The sequence below is a fragment of the Alkalitalea saponilacus genome (assembly GCF_900168165.1).
In the GTDB taxonomy this organism is placed as follows: Bacteria; Bacteroidota; Bacteroidia; order Bacteroidales; family Marinilabiliaceae; genus Natronoflexus; species Natronoflexus saponilacus.
The window spans coordinates 41,914-58,814 of the sequence record NZ_FUYV01000024.1; the positions used below are offsets into that span (position 1 = coordinate 41,914).

The following is a 16,901-nucleotide window of genomic DNA, read 5'->3' on the forward strand; positions in this document are numbered from 1 at the left end:
ACAGCTCCATGAAAAAAACTAAAATTAGCTTCCATTTTAAAAAAATACGACGTAACTTAATAATAAAATCATATATATGTTGTGAAGAATTCTTATTTTGAATCATCCTAAATCAAAAAAGAACAAGACTTCCTACATCTTTCTCATTTCATGTTGATTAAAACATTATAGCGCACATCTAAAAGGAAGCACAAACGAAAAATTCAAATATTTTCACTATATTTGTCGTACAGAACACATTTTAAATTATTTTCCATTTTAGCGCCAAACCGGTTGACTTTAATAACCAACATCTTGAAGCTCTTTGTTTAACCAGCTATCTAACCAATTAAAAACAACAGTTCTTTATTTACTAATCTCTGGCTGGTTAGTGTTTAATTATTATTTTAAAAAAATGGCACCGATACTGGCATCAAATTCGTGAAAAATGGAAGCGATATAAAAAGAGCGTCAGGAAAAATAAAAAACCATGGAAAAAATTTTCACAAAGCATCAACAAGACATTGCTCACAAAATTGAGCCGAAATCTGTATTAAAAAATTGGAAAGACTGGAAATGGCACATGCGACATGCCGTAAAAACAATAGAAGAGGTAGAAAATTTAACCGGTATAAAATTTGAACCGGAAGATAAAAAACGATTTCAGGAAACTCAGGATAAATTCCCTCTTTCCATCACCCCCTACTATCTTTCAATTATTAAGAAAGAGAACTACAAAAACGACCCTGTTTTTAAACAGGCATTCCTTGATAATCGAGAATTAATAGTGGCCAACAGCGAAATGGGCGACCCATTATCGGAAGACCATGACAGCCCGGTTCCGGGAATTACCCACCGTTATCCCGACAGAGTTCTATTACTTGTGAGTAATGTATGTGCCATGTATTGTCGCCATTGCACACGTAAAAGAAAAGTTGGCGATCAGGATTACATCCCCAACAAAGAACAGATAAAACAAGGCATTGAATACATAAAAAACACACCTCAGGTTCGCGACGTACTGCTTTCCGGTGGAGATCCTTTCCTTTTGTCAGATGATTATCTGGACTGGATTTTGACTGAACTCCGAGCCATTCCGCATGTGCAAATCATTAGAATAGGTACACGAACCCCGGTTGTTCTGCCATACCGCATTACCGATGACTTGGTGAACATGATTAAAAAACACCATCCGGTTTGGATTAACACTCACTTTAACCATCCGAGAGAGTTAACCGCATCTGCAAAGGAGGCACTTGCTAAAATGGCCGATGCAGGTATTCCGTTGGGAAACCAATCGGTGTTGCTTGCCGATGTGAACGACTGCCCCAGAATTATGAAAGACCTGGTACACAAACTGGTAATGAATAGGGTTCGGCCTTACTACCTCTACCAATGTGACCTTTCTGAAGGACTCTCCCATTTCCGCACACCAGTTGGTAAAGGAATTGAGATTATGGAAAGTTTGATTGGCCATACCAGCGGATTTGCGGTGCCAACTTACGTGATTGATGCACCCGGTGGAGGTGGAAAAATACCGGTGATGCCAAATTACATCATATCATGGAGCACCAACAAGGTGATTCTGAGAAACTACGAAGGTGTTATTACCACATATCAGGAACCGGAGAAATATGAATCCACCATTTGCGATCGCAACTGTAAAGATTGCAACCTGGAACTGGATGTGGAGAGCGGCGACGAATACAATGCCATTGGTATTGAGCAGCTTCTGTCTGACTATGATGACACCATATCACTGGTTCCATCCAACAATGAGCGATATGAGCGAAGAGGAGATGAAAATCAGGATGGCGAGCAGAGTTAGATTAACAGTTTATTGTCTTAAACAAACAACTGAAATTAACTGTTCACATAAGAGATTTATAAATCGTCTATATGAGAAATATAAAATCAACCATATCGCACTGTAGCGATAGCAGTCGTGTTTACTTGATGGATTTGCATCATGATGATTTTCCAAAAATCATCAGCATCATTGAGAACATGGCTGATGAAAACGGCTACACCAAACTCTTTGCAAAAATACCGGCCACTTACGGGCCGGCATTTTTAAATGCCGGATACGTTATGGAAGCTTTAATTCCCGGCTTTTACAATGGAAGCGAAGACGCACTCTTCATGATGAAATACAAAACAGAAGAGCGAGCAAAACCGGAATCGGAAGCTTTGGAAGCATTTCAGCAACTCTTGCTGAAACCAGCCAACACAAAAGAGATTCCGATGGATGCTGACTACACGCTAAAGCCACTAAAAGAAGCAGATGCCACAAACATGGTTCCTGTATTTAAAGAGGTATTTGAGACCTATCCATTCCCTATTTACGACCCTGACTACCTGATTAAAACAATGAAGGAAGATGATACCAGGTATTTTGGTGCATTTTTCAATAATGAACTGATTGCCATCAGTTCAGCAGAATGCAACAATACTAAAAAAAACGCAGAGATGACCGATTTTGCTGTTATTTCGTCACACCGGGGAAAGCGGTTGGCAGTTCACCTCTTAAAATTCATGGAAGAAGAGTTGGTAAAAGACGGCTTTAAAACCTTCTATACCATTGCCAGGTTACACTCACTTCCAATGAATAAAACTTTTTACAATCTGGGTTACAAATACTCTGGCACGCTGCATAATAACACCCAAATATCGGGAAAAATTGAGAGTATGAACATCTGGTATAAAAGCAGATAGGAAGTATCTTTAAGAAAGCTCTGAGTCATTCAGAGCTTTTTCAATTTAAAACCTGAAAACATCACAATCTCACCATGCATATTATTGATCTGATAATAATTGTACTGTACTTCACGATAATGCTGTTTATCGGATTCTGGTTTCACAGAAAAAACAACAACACAGAGGATTATTTTGTGGGTAGTCGAAAAATGACCCGATGGCATTTGGGATTATCTGTTGTAGCGACAGATGTAGGCGGAGGCTTTTCAATCGGTTTGGGTGGGTTGGGTTTTGTGATGGGGCTTTCCGGTTCGTGGATTCTATTTACCGGGTTAATTGGTGCGTGGCTAACAGCAGTCATTCTTATTCCCAAGGTACACAAAATTGGAGTTGAAAACGGGCTACAAACATTTCCGGAAATACTTAAATATAATTACGGCCGCACAGTTGCATTGGTAGCTGCTGTGATTTCTGCCATAGGCTATATGGGTTTTACAGCCAGCCAGGTTTTGGCCGGAGCCAAATTAACATCAGCTACTTTTGTTGCGGTTAACATGACCGAGGCCGTCATCATCATGGGAGCCATAGCGGTAGTGTATACTGCTCTTGGCGGCATAAAGGCTGTTATCTATACAGACACCGCACAATGGATCATACTGCTTTCGGGATTATCTCTGGTGGGAGTTCCATTTGCACTTCACAGCCTTGGCGGCTGGGAAGCCGCGAAAGTTTTCCTGACGGCAGAGATGCTTCAACTCACCAATGTAAAGTTCACTACCATCATCAACTGGGCGTTCTCTATCATTCCAATTTGGTTCATTGGAATGACCCTATATCAACGAATATTTGCAGCAAAATCTGCCAAAGAAGCAAAAAAGGCCTGGTATATCGCAGGAGTATTCGAATATCCATTCATGGCATTTCTTGGAGTCTTTTTGGGAATGTTGGCCAAAGCAGCCTTTGGAGCCGGCATTATTCCGGAAGCAGAGATGGCCATGGCCGACAATGAATCGGCCATGCCTCTGATGCTGAAACATGTTCTGCCAATTGGTGCATTGGGGTTAATTATGGCAGCATACTTTTCGGCCATTCTTTCAACAGCTGACAGCTGCCTGATGGCAGCTTCCGGAAACATCAGCAGAGATTTGTTTAATTATAAAAAATCGAAAAATGCACTTAAAGTCGCACAGTGGATGACTCTGGTTATTGGTATTGCTGCCATTTCAGTAGCTCTTTACATTCCTTCAGTTCTTGATTTAATGCTACTTTCCTATGCATTTATGGTATGCGGTCTTGTTGCTCCGGTTCTTGGTTTTATTATTTATAAAAAACCATCTCCCATTGCAGCCATTGCAGCCATGATAACAGGGAGTAGTACGCTGCTCATCATTCAAATTTCGGGAATTAAACTGCCTTATGAATTAGATGCAGTAGTACCCGGACTACTGCTATCCTTACTGGTCATGTTCGTCATTCAAATCTTTAAACCAGAAAAGGAAGTATCAATTTAAAAGTAAAGCACCTTCCGAATATGGTGAACATTTTCGGAAGGTGCAATAACAGAAAAACAGCAACTAAATATTTTCAGGTTTCTATCTGTTCAACTCTAGTGCAGCTATTATGAAAGGAGCAACACCTTTAGGATCGTTGGGAATTACCTTTTCATTGACATAATACTCGAATGAGCCATCTCTGTATGGATTTCCTCCCAAGCCTGTGGCACCAACAATACCTGTCATGGTAATATGTCCATCTTCATCCACAATGATCAAGTGTTCCAGAATAGCATCAAATGATTCGTTCGCAATATCCAGATATTTTTTATCTAAATAGCCATTTTTGGCTCCCTTGGCAAAAACATAAGTAAACATCGCTGAAGCAGAACCTTCAATATAGTTTCCTTCTACTCCACCGTGATCAAGCACCTGGAACCACAGACCTGTTTCTGGGTCACGAACATCCATGACTGCTTCAGATACATTCTGAAGAATTTCAATTAGCGCATCTCTGTCCTGATGATTGCGAGGCAGAAAATCAAGAACATCTACAATTGCCATCATATACCACCCCATTGCACGCCCCCAGAAATGAGGTGATAATCCGGTTTCAGGATCAGACCATCTCTCTTCCCGACTCTCATCAATGGCATGATAAAGCAAACCAGTTTCCTCATCTAATGTTAGTTGATACGCCAGTTTTATTTCGCTTGTCACCACATCAAACCACTCGGGTTCATTAAATTCGCGAGCATATTGAGCCAGAAAAGGCCCAACCATATAAAGACCATCAAGCCAAATCTGGTTAGGATAAATCTTCTTATGCCAAAATCCTCCCGATGGCGATTTAGGGTGTGTCTCCATCTGACGAACATGCTTCTCAATGGCTTTCCGGTATTTTTGTTCCCCTGTCCGCTTATATAGAGTGATGATGTTTTTAGCTGGATTAATGCGATCAACATTATACTCTGAAATTCTGTAATGTAATACCGTACCATCTTCCTGTACAAAATAGTTGATCCAATCCTCCATGTACTGAGAATACTTTGGATCAACATCTCCAAGTTTATCAATTGCCTGGCCAACAAAAGAAACATCGTATTGCCAACGAATCCGCGGATGATCCATTTTCAACAGTGTATCGTTACGAGCCATCACTGCTTCAGCCATTTTTACCGACCATTTAGTTTCATCCTGAGCAGTCTGGCTATTACCACAACCAAACGTTAGCCCGGTTAGAATTACACTAATAATGATTAACGTCAAATTTTTCATTGTCCGAATTTTTAATATTATAAATTCAACTATATTTATTCTTAATCACTGACTCTATTGTCAGTTCTTTATCTTAATTGCCAATTCAGGAATTTGGCTCCGGATTTCAGCCACAACCATATCTGAAATTCGAAAAGCTCCAATTGCTGATAAATGTGTATCATCAATTATATGATCTGTCAAATCCGGATATTCTATTTTGTTTATATGCAAAAATATTTTTTTTGACAGTTCCGGACCCAACGTTTGAATATATCTCTTGCTCAATTTATGCAAATCAAACAACAAGACCTCTTTTTCTTCGGCAACTGACCGGACAACAGCCGGGTAATCTCCATGTGTATCATAAAACATCCCTTCCGCATTAAAACTGCGCCGAGATATTGATGTTAAAAGTACAGGAGTTGCTCCTTTTTCAAATACATTATCCACCATTTTTATCAAATTATTCCTATAATTAGAAAAAGGTGCTGCATAACGTGTAGAATCGCCTTCTTTTGAATCGTTATGCCCAAATTGAATGAACACATAATCTCCAGGATTCAAACTCTCAAGCAACTTACTCCAACGTCCCTCGTCTATGAAGCTTTTAGTACTTCTTCCATTTACACCATGATTTTGAACAAAAACTCCTGGTTCAAAATAGAGAGGAAAGACTTGTCCCCATCCCTTTTCAGGATTTCCATGCCTATAAGCCTTGTCGGCAACAGTTGAATCACCCGCCAGGTGAATAGTAACAACCTCATCAGTGTTGCACCCGGGAAATATGATAAACAATACAAGCGAAACAATAATTAAAGCACGTCCCATCACAAAAAAAGTCTTAAAATAAGAAGTAAAGCCGGGATCAGTTCCCGTCACCCGGCTTTTACCACATCACACCTAACCTAATATAAAAATTAACATCAAAACTTATTATTCTCCCAAGTGATTTTATGATTGCAATATACACCAAAGCTATAATTGTTCAGATGGACAAATTACCCGAAAAAGTGTAATAAATTGTTACAAACAAAACACATTTATTAACCGACACGTAAACAGTTCTTTAAATCTGAAACTAAACAATTCATCCTACCTCTTTATCAACTTTATTGTTTTAAAATCTCCCTTGATTGTTGTTGCACGCAAGAAATAAATCCCTGTGGGCAACTCCGCAGTGTGTATTTTATGAGTCAAACCTCTGGCAAATTCCTCTCTCAATAGTCGGCCATCAGTTGAGTATAGTTGAAGCGATCGAAGTTCATCTCCCCCGTATGTAGATACAGTAACATTTATATCAAAAGGATTTGGATGAACTGAAATCATCTGATTAAGTCCAGAGGTCAAAATTGAATTACTAACTGGCTCAACAATAGTAAAGGTTGCTGAAAACTCGGCCTCGGTTAATCCTCCATAAGTTCTAACAACATAATCATAAATACCAACTTCCAAAGGCCTCCCACGTAATATGGCATGGCGTTGTTCATAATCTTTAATGACCACAACGCCATCCGGCAGCCCCGTTATCTCAACATCCTCTGCATTTTCCCAACGAAAGAAAAATTGTTCAATGGCTTCACCAAATTCAATTTCCTGGTTGGAAGAGGGGGCGCCGTGTTTAATGATTTCGGCACCACCTGTATATACATAAAACAACACGGCTAATTCAGTATAAGTACTTCCCCCTTCTGTTGTAAGATCCACCGAATAAACTCCTGCATCTGAAATGGTTCCGGATAAAAAAACCTGCATACTTTCAGTATCTATGATTAAATCCAAACCATCGGGCAAACCATTATGGATTACTTCTGTTGCATTCTCAAAGTTAATTACAACATCAGCAATTTCTGTATCAACCAAAAGTCTCTGAACAAGAGTTTCTTTATTTTCAGCAATCAAAGAGGCACCATTTTCTATCATCACTGATCCGAATTTGGACACCTTAATTATTCCTCCCAAAGTGGTGATGTCAAACTCGAAGAAACCAGACTGAAGTGGCGTACCACTAATCACGGCTTCATTACTTTCATTATTTATCACAAGGTCAATCCCCTGTGGCAATCCATTAACCATAACTTCTCTGGCATGTTCCCATGAAAGAACAATACTCTGAATACTTTCCCCTGCCAATACTGTTTGATTCAAATCTCCATTAATCACTATTTCAGGTTCACCGGTAAAGACATCATAGACATCGATATAATTGGCTTTTGCACCAATATTTTTTTGATCTACAATATGTTGAACAATACTATTTATATAAACCTCTACATTAGTATAGAAACTGTGGAAATCATGATTGTTTCCATCATCAGGATTTTCAGGATCAAGACCGTATTTAATTTCCCACCAGTCGGGAATTCCGTCACCATCAGTATCCAGGTATGGTTCTTTTGATATCAGATCCGGCCATCCGCCTACATCATCCTGTGAATCAATTATTCCACCAGTACTTCCCTTTGAACCTTGAAAAGTAAAAGTTCCTTCTCGTGTTTCATTCACAACTCTTGAATCAACAGCATCTCGAACCAAACAGGCTCCAGCCCAATTTAAGACCTGTTCAAAAGCATCATAGGCAGAATGTGTAGAAATCTGCCCCTTATCGAATTCAATTACAGATCTTAAATCGTCAAAAGGAACCAACATGGTGCGATGCATACCAATCCAATTATCGGCCGTTACACGAGGAAACCCATCCACATAATTTCCATGTGTATAAAACACCCCGTGAATTCCTGCAGGTTGATTATTTCGTCCATTATCAGGATACATCTGGAAAATACGATCGCGATTTGACCTTGTTCCCGGCCCGGCTTTATAATAATTATTTACCATATTATAAGTACCTCCTTCTCCAGCATATCCACTATTTCCACCCCAGTTGTAAATTACATTGTTTCGGAAATCTACATGTTCCAAGTCAGGGCGACCTGAATATCTGCTACCACAAAATCGGGGGTTTCTGCTATCGTGATGAGCTAATAAATTATGGTGGAAAGTGGCATTTTTGCCACCCCAAATTCCCATGTAACCATGAGAACCCTTTTCATGTAATGAATTCCGAAGGCTTTCTGAAATTATGCACCATTGCATGGTGAAATCGCTGTTATCGTAAAAAGAAGTTGCTTCATCAGTCGCCCAACTCATTGTACAATGATCAATAATTATGGTGTTTTGTCGTCTGCCCCACAAAGCATCATCCTCTACCTGCAAAACATCACCCATCCTAAAACGCAAAAAACGAATGATTACATTGTTGGCTCCAACGTATACAGTTTGATTTCGAATGGTTATGCCATCCCCCGGCGCAGTTTGTCCTGCAATTGTTATATTACCATTTCGAATTGTTACCCTTGATTCCAATTCGATATTTCCTGAAACATTAAACAATACTATGCGGGGTCCACTCTCTACTTCAACAGCCTGCCTGAAGCTTCCCTCTCCACTATCGTTTAGGTTGGTAACGTAGATAATACGACCGCCTCGACCACCAGTTGCAAATCTGCCATACCCCTCTGCTCCAGGAAATGCAATGGGGTTTTCATTTTTTATAATGCTTTCATGATTTCTTGTATCGGCATAAATTTTGGATGCATCAAACAAAATCCAAGATACTGTAACAACTAACAGTAAAACTTCGGAACGTAAAATTTTCATCATATATAATTATTATAAATTAATGCAAATAACACTAATTGCATGGTAAAATTGCCTAGCAACCGTTAATTCAGAGAATCTGCCTGAACCAAAATCAGAGAACTTTATAACTTAAAATTGTACAAGGTCAATTATATCAAAAGTAACCCCCATCGATTTCCTAAAAAAACTTAATGCATGAATAAACCAATTCAACACACCATATACATCAAAAAGACATATTTTCCCTATGTATAGCGATAATTTCGATCACAGTTTGGTTAGATTGACCATAGTTTCATACACTTGCATAGAGTGAAATTTTACATATTACAACACGATTATTCTACTTTTTAAATATATTTGAGCGCTCATCTGCAATAGGAGTATATTTTGATTTCATCGATATTGTTTGTAAATTTCTTATTACAAGCATTTCTTTCTGTACAGATAAATTCAGAATTAGTGAAGGAGACCATGAAACACAAAAAAACAGACACAATCTTCAGTCGATACATATTAATATTAGCCGCTATAATATCCTCAAATTTCCTGAACGATAGTTATGCGACAGAGATATTAAGATTTGAACATTTCAACACATCAAGAGGCCTTTCACAAAACACGGCATCAAGCGTGCTTTGTGATTCCCGTGGTTATTTGTGGATTGGAACCAACAACGGATTAAATCGTTATGATGGGAATAAGTTCAGAGTTTTTTATTCTGAAGAAGACGGACAGATTAACTTCACACACAACAGGATAATTAATATATGGGAAGATGCTAAAGGTTTTATCTGGTTTGAAACCCATGATGGTCATTATCATTATTTTGATCCGGTATCGGAGCAATTTCGCTCTTTATCCGATTTCCTAACGGAATTGGAAGAAGGGCACACCATCTTTTCCAGTTTCCTCCAGTATTCAGAAAGTGATATTTGGCTGGGGCTTTATACAAGAGGTGTCATCCGTTTAAGGTACAATGAGGATCAACACAGGTATGATATTACCCATTACACATCGCGCGGGGCAAATGCCATATCAAACAATAGAGTGTCATTTATAACAAAAGATATTGAAGAGAACATCTGGATTGGCACGCAAAAAGGGCTTACATTAATAGAAAAACAGAGCATTGAAAGTGGATCACTCACGTTCCAGCATCTGTTTATAACACACTCTTTCACATCCCATATTGAAACTGCAACAGAATTATGGTTTGGGACATCTGATGCTGGAATATTGAAGTTTCAAAAACCCATGCAGCTTTACACTTTCCTCAACACAGAGAATACCTCCACGCTGCGATCAAATCACATTACCCTATTGCACATTACCAAAGGAGGCCGGATTATTGTGGGTTTTGATCAGAAAGGATTGCAGATTAATTCAGTTCAGACAAACCAATGGCAAACCATCCCATTAAATGGTTCTCATGTGAATAACATATATGAAGACAGGTTTGGATTGATATGGATTGCGACTGATGAATTTGGATTAACAGGATTTAACCCTTCTACAAATAATACAAAAAGGCATCAGTTTCTTGATCCGGGAAGTGAGGTTGTTCCAGACGAAGAACGACATATTTTCTTTGAAGACAGCAACGATAACCTGTGGGTGGGCACACATGAAGGAGCTTTAAATCTTTATGATCGTGACAGTCATGAATTTGTTCATTTCAGGAATGATCCATCTGATCCAAATTCGATTTCGTCCAACGTGGTATTAAGCATTGCGGAAGATCATTCAGGACAACTCTGGATTGGAACCGGGCAGTTTCACGGAGGAGTAGAAAAAGTGATTTCAAAAAATCCGGCTCTTGATCACATTCTTCCTGCTCCTGATCCGGGACACATCTCTAAGAACATCGTAAGAGCAGTTTTCGAAGATCCGCAAAACAGAACCTGGATAGGAACAAAAGCCGGAAGATTACATGTATTTGAGGATGACAGGCAAATCCATGAATTTGCAAGATTCGCCACACCACAAGGAATCATATCAGGCTTTAATGTTTATTGTATTGTTTTGGATGATGATGGCCATTTATGGTTGGGCTCTAAAGGGAAAGGAATATTAATCAGCCAACAGCCACTTTCTGACTATTCAAATCTTTCAAATATTACTTTTGATAATTACGTTCCCCAAGACAATGACTCAACAACGTTGAGTCATGTCAACATATACAGTATGGCTAAAGACAAAAATGGGAACATCTGGATTGGCACATATGGTAACGGGGTGAACATATCTTATAAAAACAGTGACGGAACATATTCATTTACAAGAATTAACGAAAACAACAGTCGTCTATCAAGCAATCTGGTAAGAAATATTCTCGCAGATTCAAACGGAAGGGTATGGATTGCCACAGGATATGGGCTCAATCTTATTGAGAATATGTCCCAAATCCATGAAAACAAAATAGAAATCAGATCATTTTTCACCGGCCAATACCCCGGAAGCATCAGCCTCAATGATGTTATTCATTTGTATGAAGATTCTGGAAATAACATTTGGGCTGCAACTTTTGGAGGGGGGATAAACAGACTAACAGATTTAAATGAAGAACAAGCTATATTTGAAGTTTTCAATCAATCTCATGGACTTAGTAACAATGTAGTTTACAGCATACAGGAGGACAACCAGGGTTTTTTATGGTTTAGCACCGAAAACGGGCTGAGCAGACTCAACACAGCAAATAATTCGTTCGAGGTATTCAACACCAATAATGGTTTAAACTTTAACATATTCTCGGAAAACACCTCGTATAGAACCCGTGATGAAAGGCTTCTTTTCGGAGGCTTTATTGGTCTGGAAGTCATATCTCCCGACAAAATAGTTATTCCGCAATGGAACAGGCAGGTTGAACTAACCAACTTTCAACTTTTCAATAAAGATGTGCCAATTGGAGAAGACTCTCCACTGCAAAAGAGCATCTCTTTTACCAATGAGATAGTTTTGAGACATTTTCAATCAAGCTTTAGTTTTGAATTCTCTGTACTTGATTTCCTGGATCCTGATAAAACACAGTATGCCTATAAGCTGGATAACTTTGATGACGACTGGAACGTTGTAAGTCAGGTTCCCCAGGCAACATACACCAACTTATCGCCGGGGGCTTACACCTTCAGAGTAAGAGCAACCAACCGATCTGGCGAATGGATTGACAATGAACGCAGGTTACGAATTACCATTCTTCCTCCATGGTACAAAACCCGTTGGGCATTTATGCTATATTCGGGATTACTGGTGATGTTGTTTATGGTTATATTTTCGACCATCGCCAAAATAAACAGGTATAGAAACGACCTAAAAATTGAAAAACGGGTGAACGAAATGAAACTCCGGTTTTTCACCAACATATCGCATGAAATACGTACGCCACTTACCCTGATCATAGGGCCAATTGAGGATCTTATAAAAAAACCGGTTTTGGACAACAGCGATAAACCACGGCTGGAAATCATCAGGCGGAATGGCAAGCGCATGCTTCATCTCACGAATCAACTTTTGGACTTCAGAAAAGTCCAAAACAACAAGATGAGGCTAAAAATCAGCGAATTCGATATTGTCGAATTCACCAGACATATTTACGAGAGTTTTGAGCCTCTTGCAAATCATAAGAATCTCGTTTATGAGTTCAGTACAACAACAAAATCCTACTTTATTTGGGCGGACCCTACTAAATTGGATATGATCATCTATAACATCATTTCAAATGCACTCAAATTTACCGATGCATCGAAGCAAGTTAAAATAGAGTTGAATGACAACGAAGAATCCGAATTCTTTCATATTAAAATAACCGATGAGGGACGAGGAATAGCAAAAGAGGAGCTGCCACAGATTTTTGAAAGATATACCATCTTAAGTGGAAAAGAACTTGCCGGAACCGGAATTGGATTATCCCTTTCAAATGAGTTAACTCGTCTTCATCATGGAGAAATTACAGTGGAATCGGAGCCAGGTGTGGGAAGTAGCTTTACTCTTAAACTCAGAAAAGGTAAAGAGCATTTTGTTAGTGATGAAAAGGTAATTATGGCCGGAGGAGAAGAGAAAACGGTTGAAACAATCATCAAGCCATCTCCTCACGAAGAAATTGTCAGCACCAACAGCGAACCTGATATTTTAAAAGTCAGAAATGGAGACAGGCCGCTTGTTATGATTGTTGAAGACAATCATGAAATTGGAGAGTATATCAGTCAGTCGTTGAGTCCAGATTTTGCAAGCTGCCTGGCATCAAACGGACAAGAGGCCCTCGATCTTTTGAATAGTCAAAATCCGGATCTTATTATTTCAGATGTGATGATGCCGGTTATGGATGGCATGGAAATGACCGAAAAGATTAAAGATAATTTTGCGACCAGTCACATTCCCATCATCCTGTTAACATCAAAATCGGGTGTAAACGACCAAATTGCAGGAGTAGAAAAGGGAGCTGATGTTTATATAACCAAGCCCTTTAACTCAGATTATCTCAAAGCAGTGGCAAAGAATCTCATTGAACAAAGAAAGAATATATTCGCCAAGTTCAGAGACAATAAAACCATTGATCCATCAACACTGAAGGTAAATTCAAAGGATGAAGAGTTTTTACAAAAGCTCATATCATATGTAGAAGAAAATCATTCTGAAGAATTTACCATAGAGGAGCTGGCTGACACCCTTTGCGTAAGTCGTACTGTATTCTATAACAAAGTAAAAGGATTAACCGGACTTAGTCCGGTAGAATTTGTGAGGCAGTTGAAACTAAAAATCGCTGCTCATTTACTAACCCAAGGATACAACGTTTCAGAAGCCGCCATAAAAGTAGGTTTTTCTGATGCAAGATATTTTAGCAGACAGTTTAAAGCATTATTTGGCTACCTGCCCAGCAAGCATGTGCAAAAAAAATAAATAAAAAACATAGTTTTTTATTTGCAAATTTCCAAAACCGATGTATCTTTGTAGTGGGTTAGGGTTAAGGTTAAAAGAGGTTGCCAAAATCGTTTGGTAGCCTCTTTTATATTTATACCCCTTTTCAATTTATTGTGAATCATGCCGAATCTTGAACCAGTTATTGAAGAGAGTTGGAAAAAGGCTCTTAGTAAAGAATTTGATGCCCCGTATTTTCTCGAGCTCAAAAAGTTTCTCATAGAAGAGAAGCAAAATCATACCATTTATCCTCCAGGCAGTTTAATATTTAATGCGTTTAACCATACCCCCTTTGAAAAGGTTAAGGTTGTGCTGTTAGGACAAGACCCTTATCATGGGGCAGGACAGGCACATGGGCTATGTTTTTCAGTACCTGATGGCGTTAAACAGCCTCCGTCGCTTAAAAATATTTTTAAAGAGATACAAGACGATATTGGTACTCCCCCACCCCATTCGGGCGACCTGACCCGTTGGGCCAATCAAGGCATTCTACTTCTTAACGCGACACTTACCGTGCGTGCAAGTTCAGCAGGTTCGCACCAGGGAAAAGGTTGGGAACAGTTTACTGATGCAGCCATTAAAGCAGTCTCAACCAACTGCCAAAACATTGTTTTTTTGTTATGGGGACGATATGCACAAAATAAAACTTCATTGATAGATACATCAAAACATCTTGTACTTAAAGCTGCGCACCCCTCCCCATTTTCAGCATACAATGGTTTTTTTGGATGCAAACATTTCTCCAAAACCAACGAATGGCTGCAAAATTATGGCAAGGAAGCCATTGTTTGGTAAATTGGATCCTGAAAATAAATAGAAACGAGTCATAGGATTAGCAAAATAGATAAAATCAAAAGTCTCCTTTTGGCAAGAGTTTGACTACACCTCGCGAGAAATCGGGATTCAATTCTTGTGCTAACGGAGTGGAATAAGTATAGAATATTTCTAAAAAAGAAATGCCTGTTACATCACTCAAGAAGTGCTTTACAAGCACTTCTTGCATGTTGTTATTTTTATCATGTTACAAGTATTCAGAAACAGGATCAGCCCCTCTCCAGGAACCTTTGGTTTCAAGAATAAGAAACCGGGCAAAAAGATCTTCACTGAAAACTTTGAATTCATGAGCCATTTCTACTACTTTCGCATGAGCACCGGATTTGTGGTATGCAAATTTCTGCATATCATTTAACGACTTCCATATTGAAATAGTGGCTTGTTCAATGAGAGGAAGTTCTCCTATGCCTTTAGTAAAAAGCAAACCCTCTGCTTTTTTTTGAGATTTGGTGACAGAGGAAACATGCAACCAGAATTTCAATAATCGTTTGACACGAATTGAAGCTCGTGTAATGACCACCAAAGGTTTATGTCCTATTTTTATTTCAGATGGATGAAATGGATTAGCCCCAGACCAACTGCCCCTTGATTGAACTGGAATCATAAATATTGAATAAATCTCCTTGGTACGATATCTGAAATCATTCATGATTTCAGATGAACTTTCAAAGTTTTTAGCAGCAACCTTATCATCCCACACAGTTAACAGTGCATAAGTAGCAAAATCAGGTTTTATACTAAAACCAAATCCGCCCCCGGTGCCTAATAATTTAAAAAAACTCAAATGCTTAATATTTTCAAGTCGTGATTTCATAAAATTCATCTGCATCATGCCCCAAAATCGGTTTCTTAAGCGATAATGGAAAAAACTCATGACAACAAAACATTTGGAGTTATCTCTTTTAAAATCCATAACAACGAATTAATTAAAATTAAATTCCATATTTATTGAAAGCGAATTCATGCAGAATTGTTCTTCCTGAAACACCCACGAATATAGATAAAAAACATCAAGAGCACGAATAAATCGCTCACCGGGCTTGTTTGATGCAACTATGCATGAGAATTGCTTTAAAAATGAAACGCACTACTCTAGGCAAGGTTTGACTGCGTCGATTTTCAATTCTTTGCGCTCACGATAAACAGAAATTTCGTAAACTCAGAAAACGGCAAAGCCGAGCGCCAACGGAGTAAGCGAATTCAAGGCAGAGCAAGGATGCGAGCGGCTTTAATGAATGTATTATATTTTCATCATGTACTCAGGTAGTTTTCAGACTAAAAAAATGCTATGTTAATAAGAAGTTAAACCCTGACAGCATTAGCTATTCAGTCTTTTTTATTCATGCTTTAAATTATCTTTGTGGCAGAATAACCAACAGATTCTACTAAACTTATAAGCTGACTAAATTGACATTACAAAATATGAAATCACCCAGATTAAAACTAAAACAACTTCTTATCCTCTCAATTTTCCTGAAATTACATCTCTTTACTTTCGCAGAAAGCTATTATGAAACAACCCCCTTTGTAATCAAATCCGAGGATTTGATTAATGTTTTTCTGGACTGTCCTCAATGCGACATCAATTATATACAGCAAAACATTCCCTTCGTTAATTATGTAAGAGACAGAGGACTAGCAGACATACATGTATTAATAACCATTCATCATGCAGGTACAAGTGGTAGTAACTACGAACTTTCATTTATAGGACAGAACATATTCCGGGGCAGTGAAAATAAGTTGCGTTACTGGACCGATGCAACAAATGGATATTCCGGAGCATACTGACCCCCTTATCACCAGTTTCTAAAAGCCAAATTTGAGACTGCCATTCCGGCGGATATTGACCCCTTTTAAAGGAAATTTGAGTCAAAAAGCAGAGTTTTGAGTGGTCAAAGCGGCATTTTTTTATATAAATCATTTTGATGTATTGATTTTGGGAGCGAAATTTTAATTTCATCCCCTATTCCGGAGCATGCTGACCCCTGCAGTCAACAATTGTTCATGCTATTTTCCGGAGCATATTGACCCCTTTATATTTTTCATCTGCAATACGTTCCGGACTATGTTGACCCCTTCAAT

10 protein-coding genes are annotated in these 16,901 nt (G+C 38.7%); 6 read left to right on the plus strand and 4 right to left on the minus strand.

The window, feature by feature from the left end:
* The first annotated feature begins 469 nt into the window (after positions 1–469).
* The 3 genes from kamA to B5X70_RS15965 all read left to right on the plus strand — a co-directional run bounded on the left by kamA (position 470) and on the right by B5X70_RS15965 (position 4,187).
* Positions 470–1,807, plus strand: a complete 1,338-nt coding sequence (gene kamA, locus B5X70_RS15955) for a lysine 2,3-aminomutase (RefSeq protein WP_079558908.1) — start codon at positions 470–472, stop codon at positions 1,805–1,807.
* A gap of 71 nt (positions 1,808–1,878) precedes the next feature.
* A complete protein-coding gene (ablB, locus tag B5X70_RS15960; RefSeq protein WP_079558909.1) occupies positions 1,879–2,694 on the plus strand; it encodes a putative beta-lysine N-acetyltransferase in 816 nt (271 codons plus the stop codon).
* 74 nt (positions 2,695–2,768) lie between these two features.
* Entirely contained in the window at positions 2,769–4,187 is a 1,419-nt protein-coding gene (locus tag B5X70_RS15965) for a sodium:solute symporter family protein (RefSeq protein WP_079558910.1), read from the plus strand.
* An 81-nt stretch (positions 4,188–4,268) separates the two neighbouring features.
* Here B5X70_RS15965 and B5X70_RS15970 read toward each other — a convergent pair whose 3' ends face one another.
* From B5X70_RS15970 to B5X70_RS15980, 3 genes are all read right to left on the minus strand, one after another.
* The gene (locus B5X70_RS15970; RefSeq protein WP_079558911.1) at positions 4,269–5,447 is read right to left on the minus strand and encodes a glycoside hydrolase family 88/105 protein; all 1,179 of its coding nucleotides are present in this window, start codon (positions 5,445–5,447) and stop codon (positions 4,269–4,271) included.
* Between the two features lie 60 nt (positions 5,448–5,507).
* The gene (locus B5X70_RS15975) at positions 5,508–6,308 is read right to left on the minus strand and encodes a rhamnogalacturonan acetylesterase (RefSeq protein WP_079558912.1); all 801 of its coding nucleotides are present in this window, start codon (positions 6,306–6,308) and stop codon (positions 5,508–5,510) included.
* Between the two features lie 213 nt (positions 6,309–6,521).
* Positions 6,522–9,089, minus strand: coding sequence for a T9SS type A sorting domain-containing protein (locus tag B5X70_RS15980; protein WP_079558913.1), 2,568 nt, complete (start codon positions 9,087–9,089; stop codon positions 6,522–6,524).
* Between the two features lie 453 nt (positions 9,090–9,542).
* Here B5X70_RS15980 and B5X70_RS15985 point away from each other — a divergent pair, with 453 nt between their 5' ends.
* Positions 9,543–13,964, plus strand: a complete 4,422-nt coding sequence (locus B5X70_RS15985) for a hybrid sensor histidine kinase/response regulator transcription factor (RefSeq protein WP_079558914.1) — start codon at positions 9,543–9,545, stop codon at positions 13,962–13,964.
* A gap of 141 nt (positions 13,965–14,105) precedes the next feature.
* Entirely contained in the window at positions 14,106–14,777 is a 672-nt protein-coding gene (gene ung / locus B5X70_RS15990; RefSeq protein WP_079558915.1) for a uracil-DNA glycosylase, read from the plus strand.
* A gap of 226 nt (positions 14,778–15,003) precedes the next feature.
* Here ung and B5X70_RS15995 read toward each other — a convergent pair whose 3' ends face one another.
* Positions 15,004–15,729: a hypothetical protein gene (locus B5X70_RS15995; RefSeq protein ID WP_079558916.1), complete on the minus strand. Its 726-nt coding sequence runs from the start codon at positions 15,727–15,729 to the stop codon at positions 15,004–15,006.
* Between the two features lie 509 nt (positions 15,730–16,238).
* On the opposite strand from B5X70_RS15995, the gene B5X70_RS16000 reads away from it, so the two are divergent.
* The gene (locus B5X70_RS16000) at positions 16,239–16,607 is read left to right on the plus strand and encodes a hypothetical protein (RefSeq protein WP_079558917.1); all 369 of its coding nucleotides are present in this window, start codon (positions 16,239–16,241) and stop codon (positions 16,605–16,607) included.
* The last annotated feature ends 294 nt before the right edge of the window (positions 16,608–16,901 follow it).

Coding starts and splice junctions, on each gene's coding strand:
- B5X70_RS15980 (WP_079558913.1), bottom strand. CDS start 9,089: ATGATGAAAATTTTACGTTCCGAAGTTTTACTGTTAGTTGTTACAGTA.
- kamA (WP_079558908.1), top strand. CDS start 470: ATGGAAAAAATTTTCACAAAGCATCAACAAGACATTGCTCACAAAATT.
- B5X70_RS15995 (WP_079558916.1), bottom strand. CDS start 15,729: ATGGATTTTAAAAGAGATAACTCCAAATGTTTTGTTGTCATGAGTTTT.
- B5X70_RS15965 (WP_079558910.1), top strand. CDS start 2,769: ATGCATATTATTGATCTGATAATAATTGTACTGTACTTCACGATAATG.
- ablB (WP_079558909.1), top strand. CDS start 1,879: ATGAGAAATATAAAATCAACCATATCGCACTGTAGCGATAGCAGTCGT.
- B5X70_RS16000 (WP_079558917.1), top strand. CDS start 16,239: ATGAAATCACCCAGATTAAAACTAAAACAACTTCTTATCCTCTCAATT.
- B5X70_RS15985 (WP_079558914.1), top strand. CDS start 9,543: ATGAAACACAAAAAAACAGACACAATCTTCAGTCGATACATATTAATA.
- ung (WP_079558915.1), top strand. CDS start 14,106: ATGCCGAATCTTGAACCAGTTATTGAAGAGAGTTGGAAAAAGGCTCTT.
- B5X70_RS15970 (WP_079558911.1), bottom strand. CDS start 5,447: ATGAAAAATTTGACGTTAATCATTATTAGTGTAATTCTAACCGGGCTA.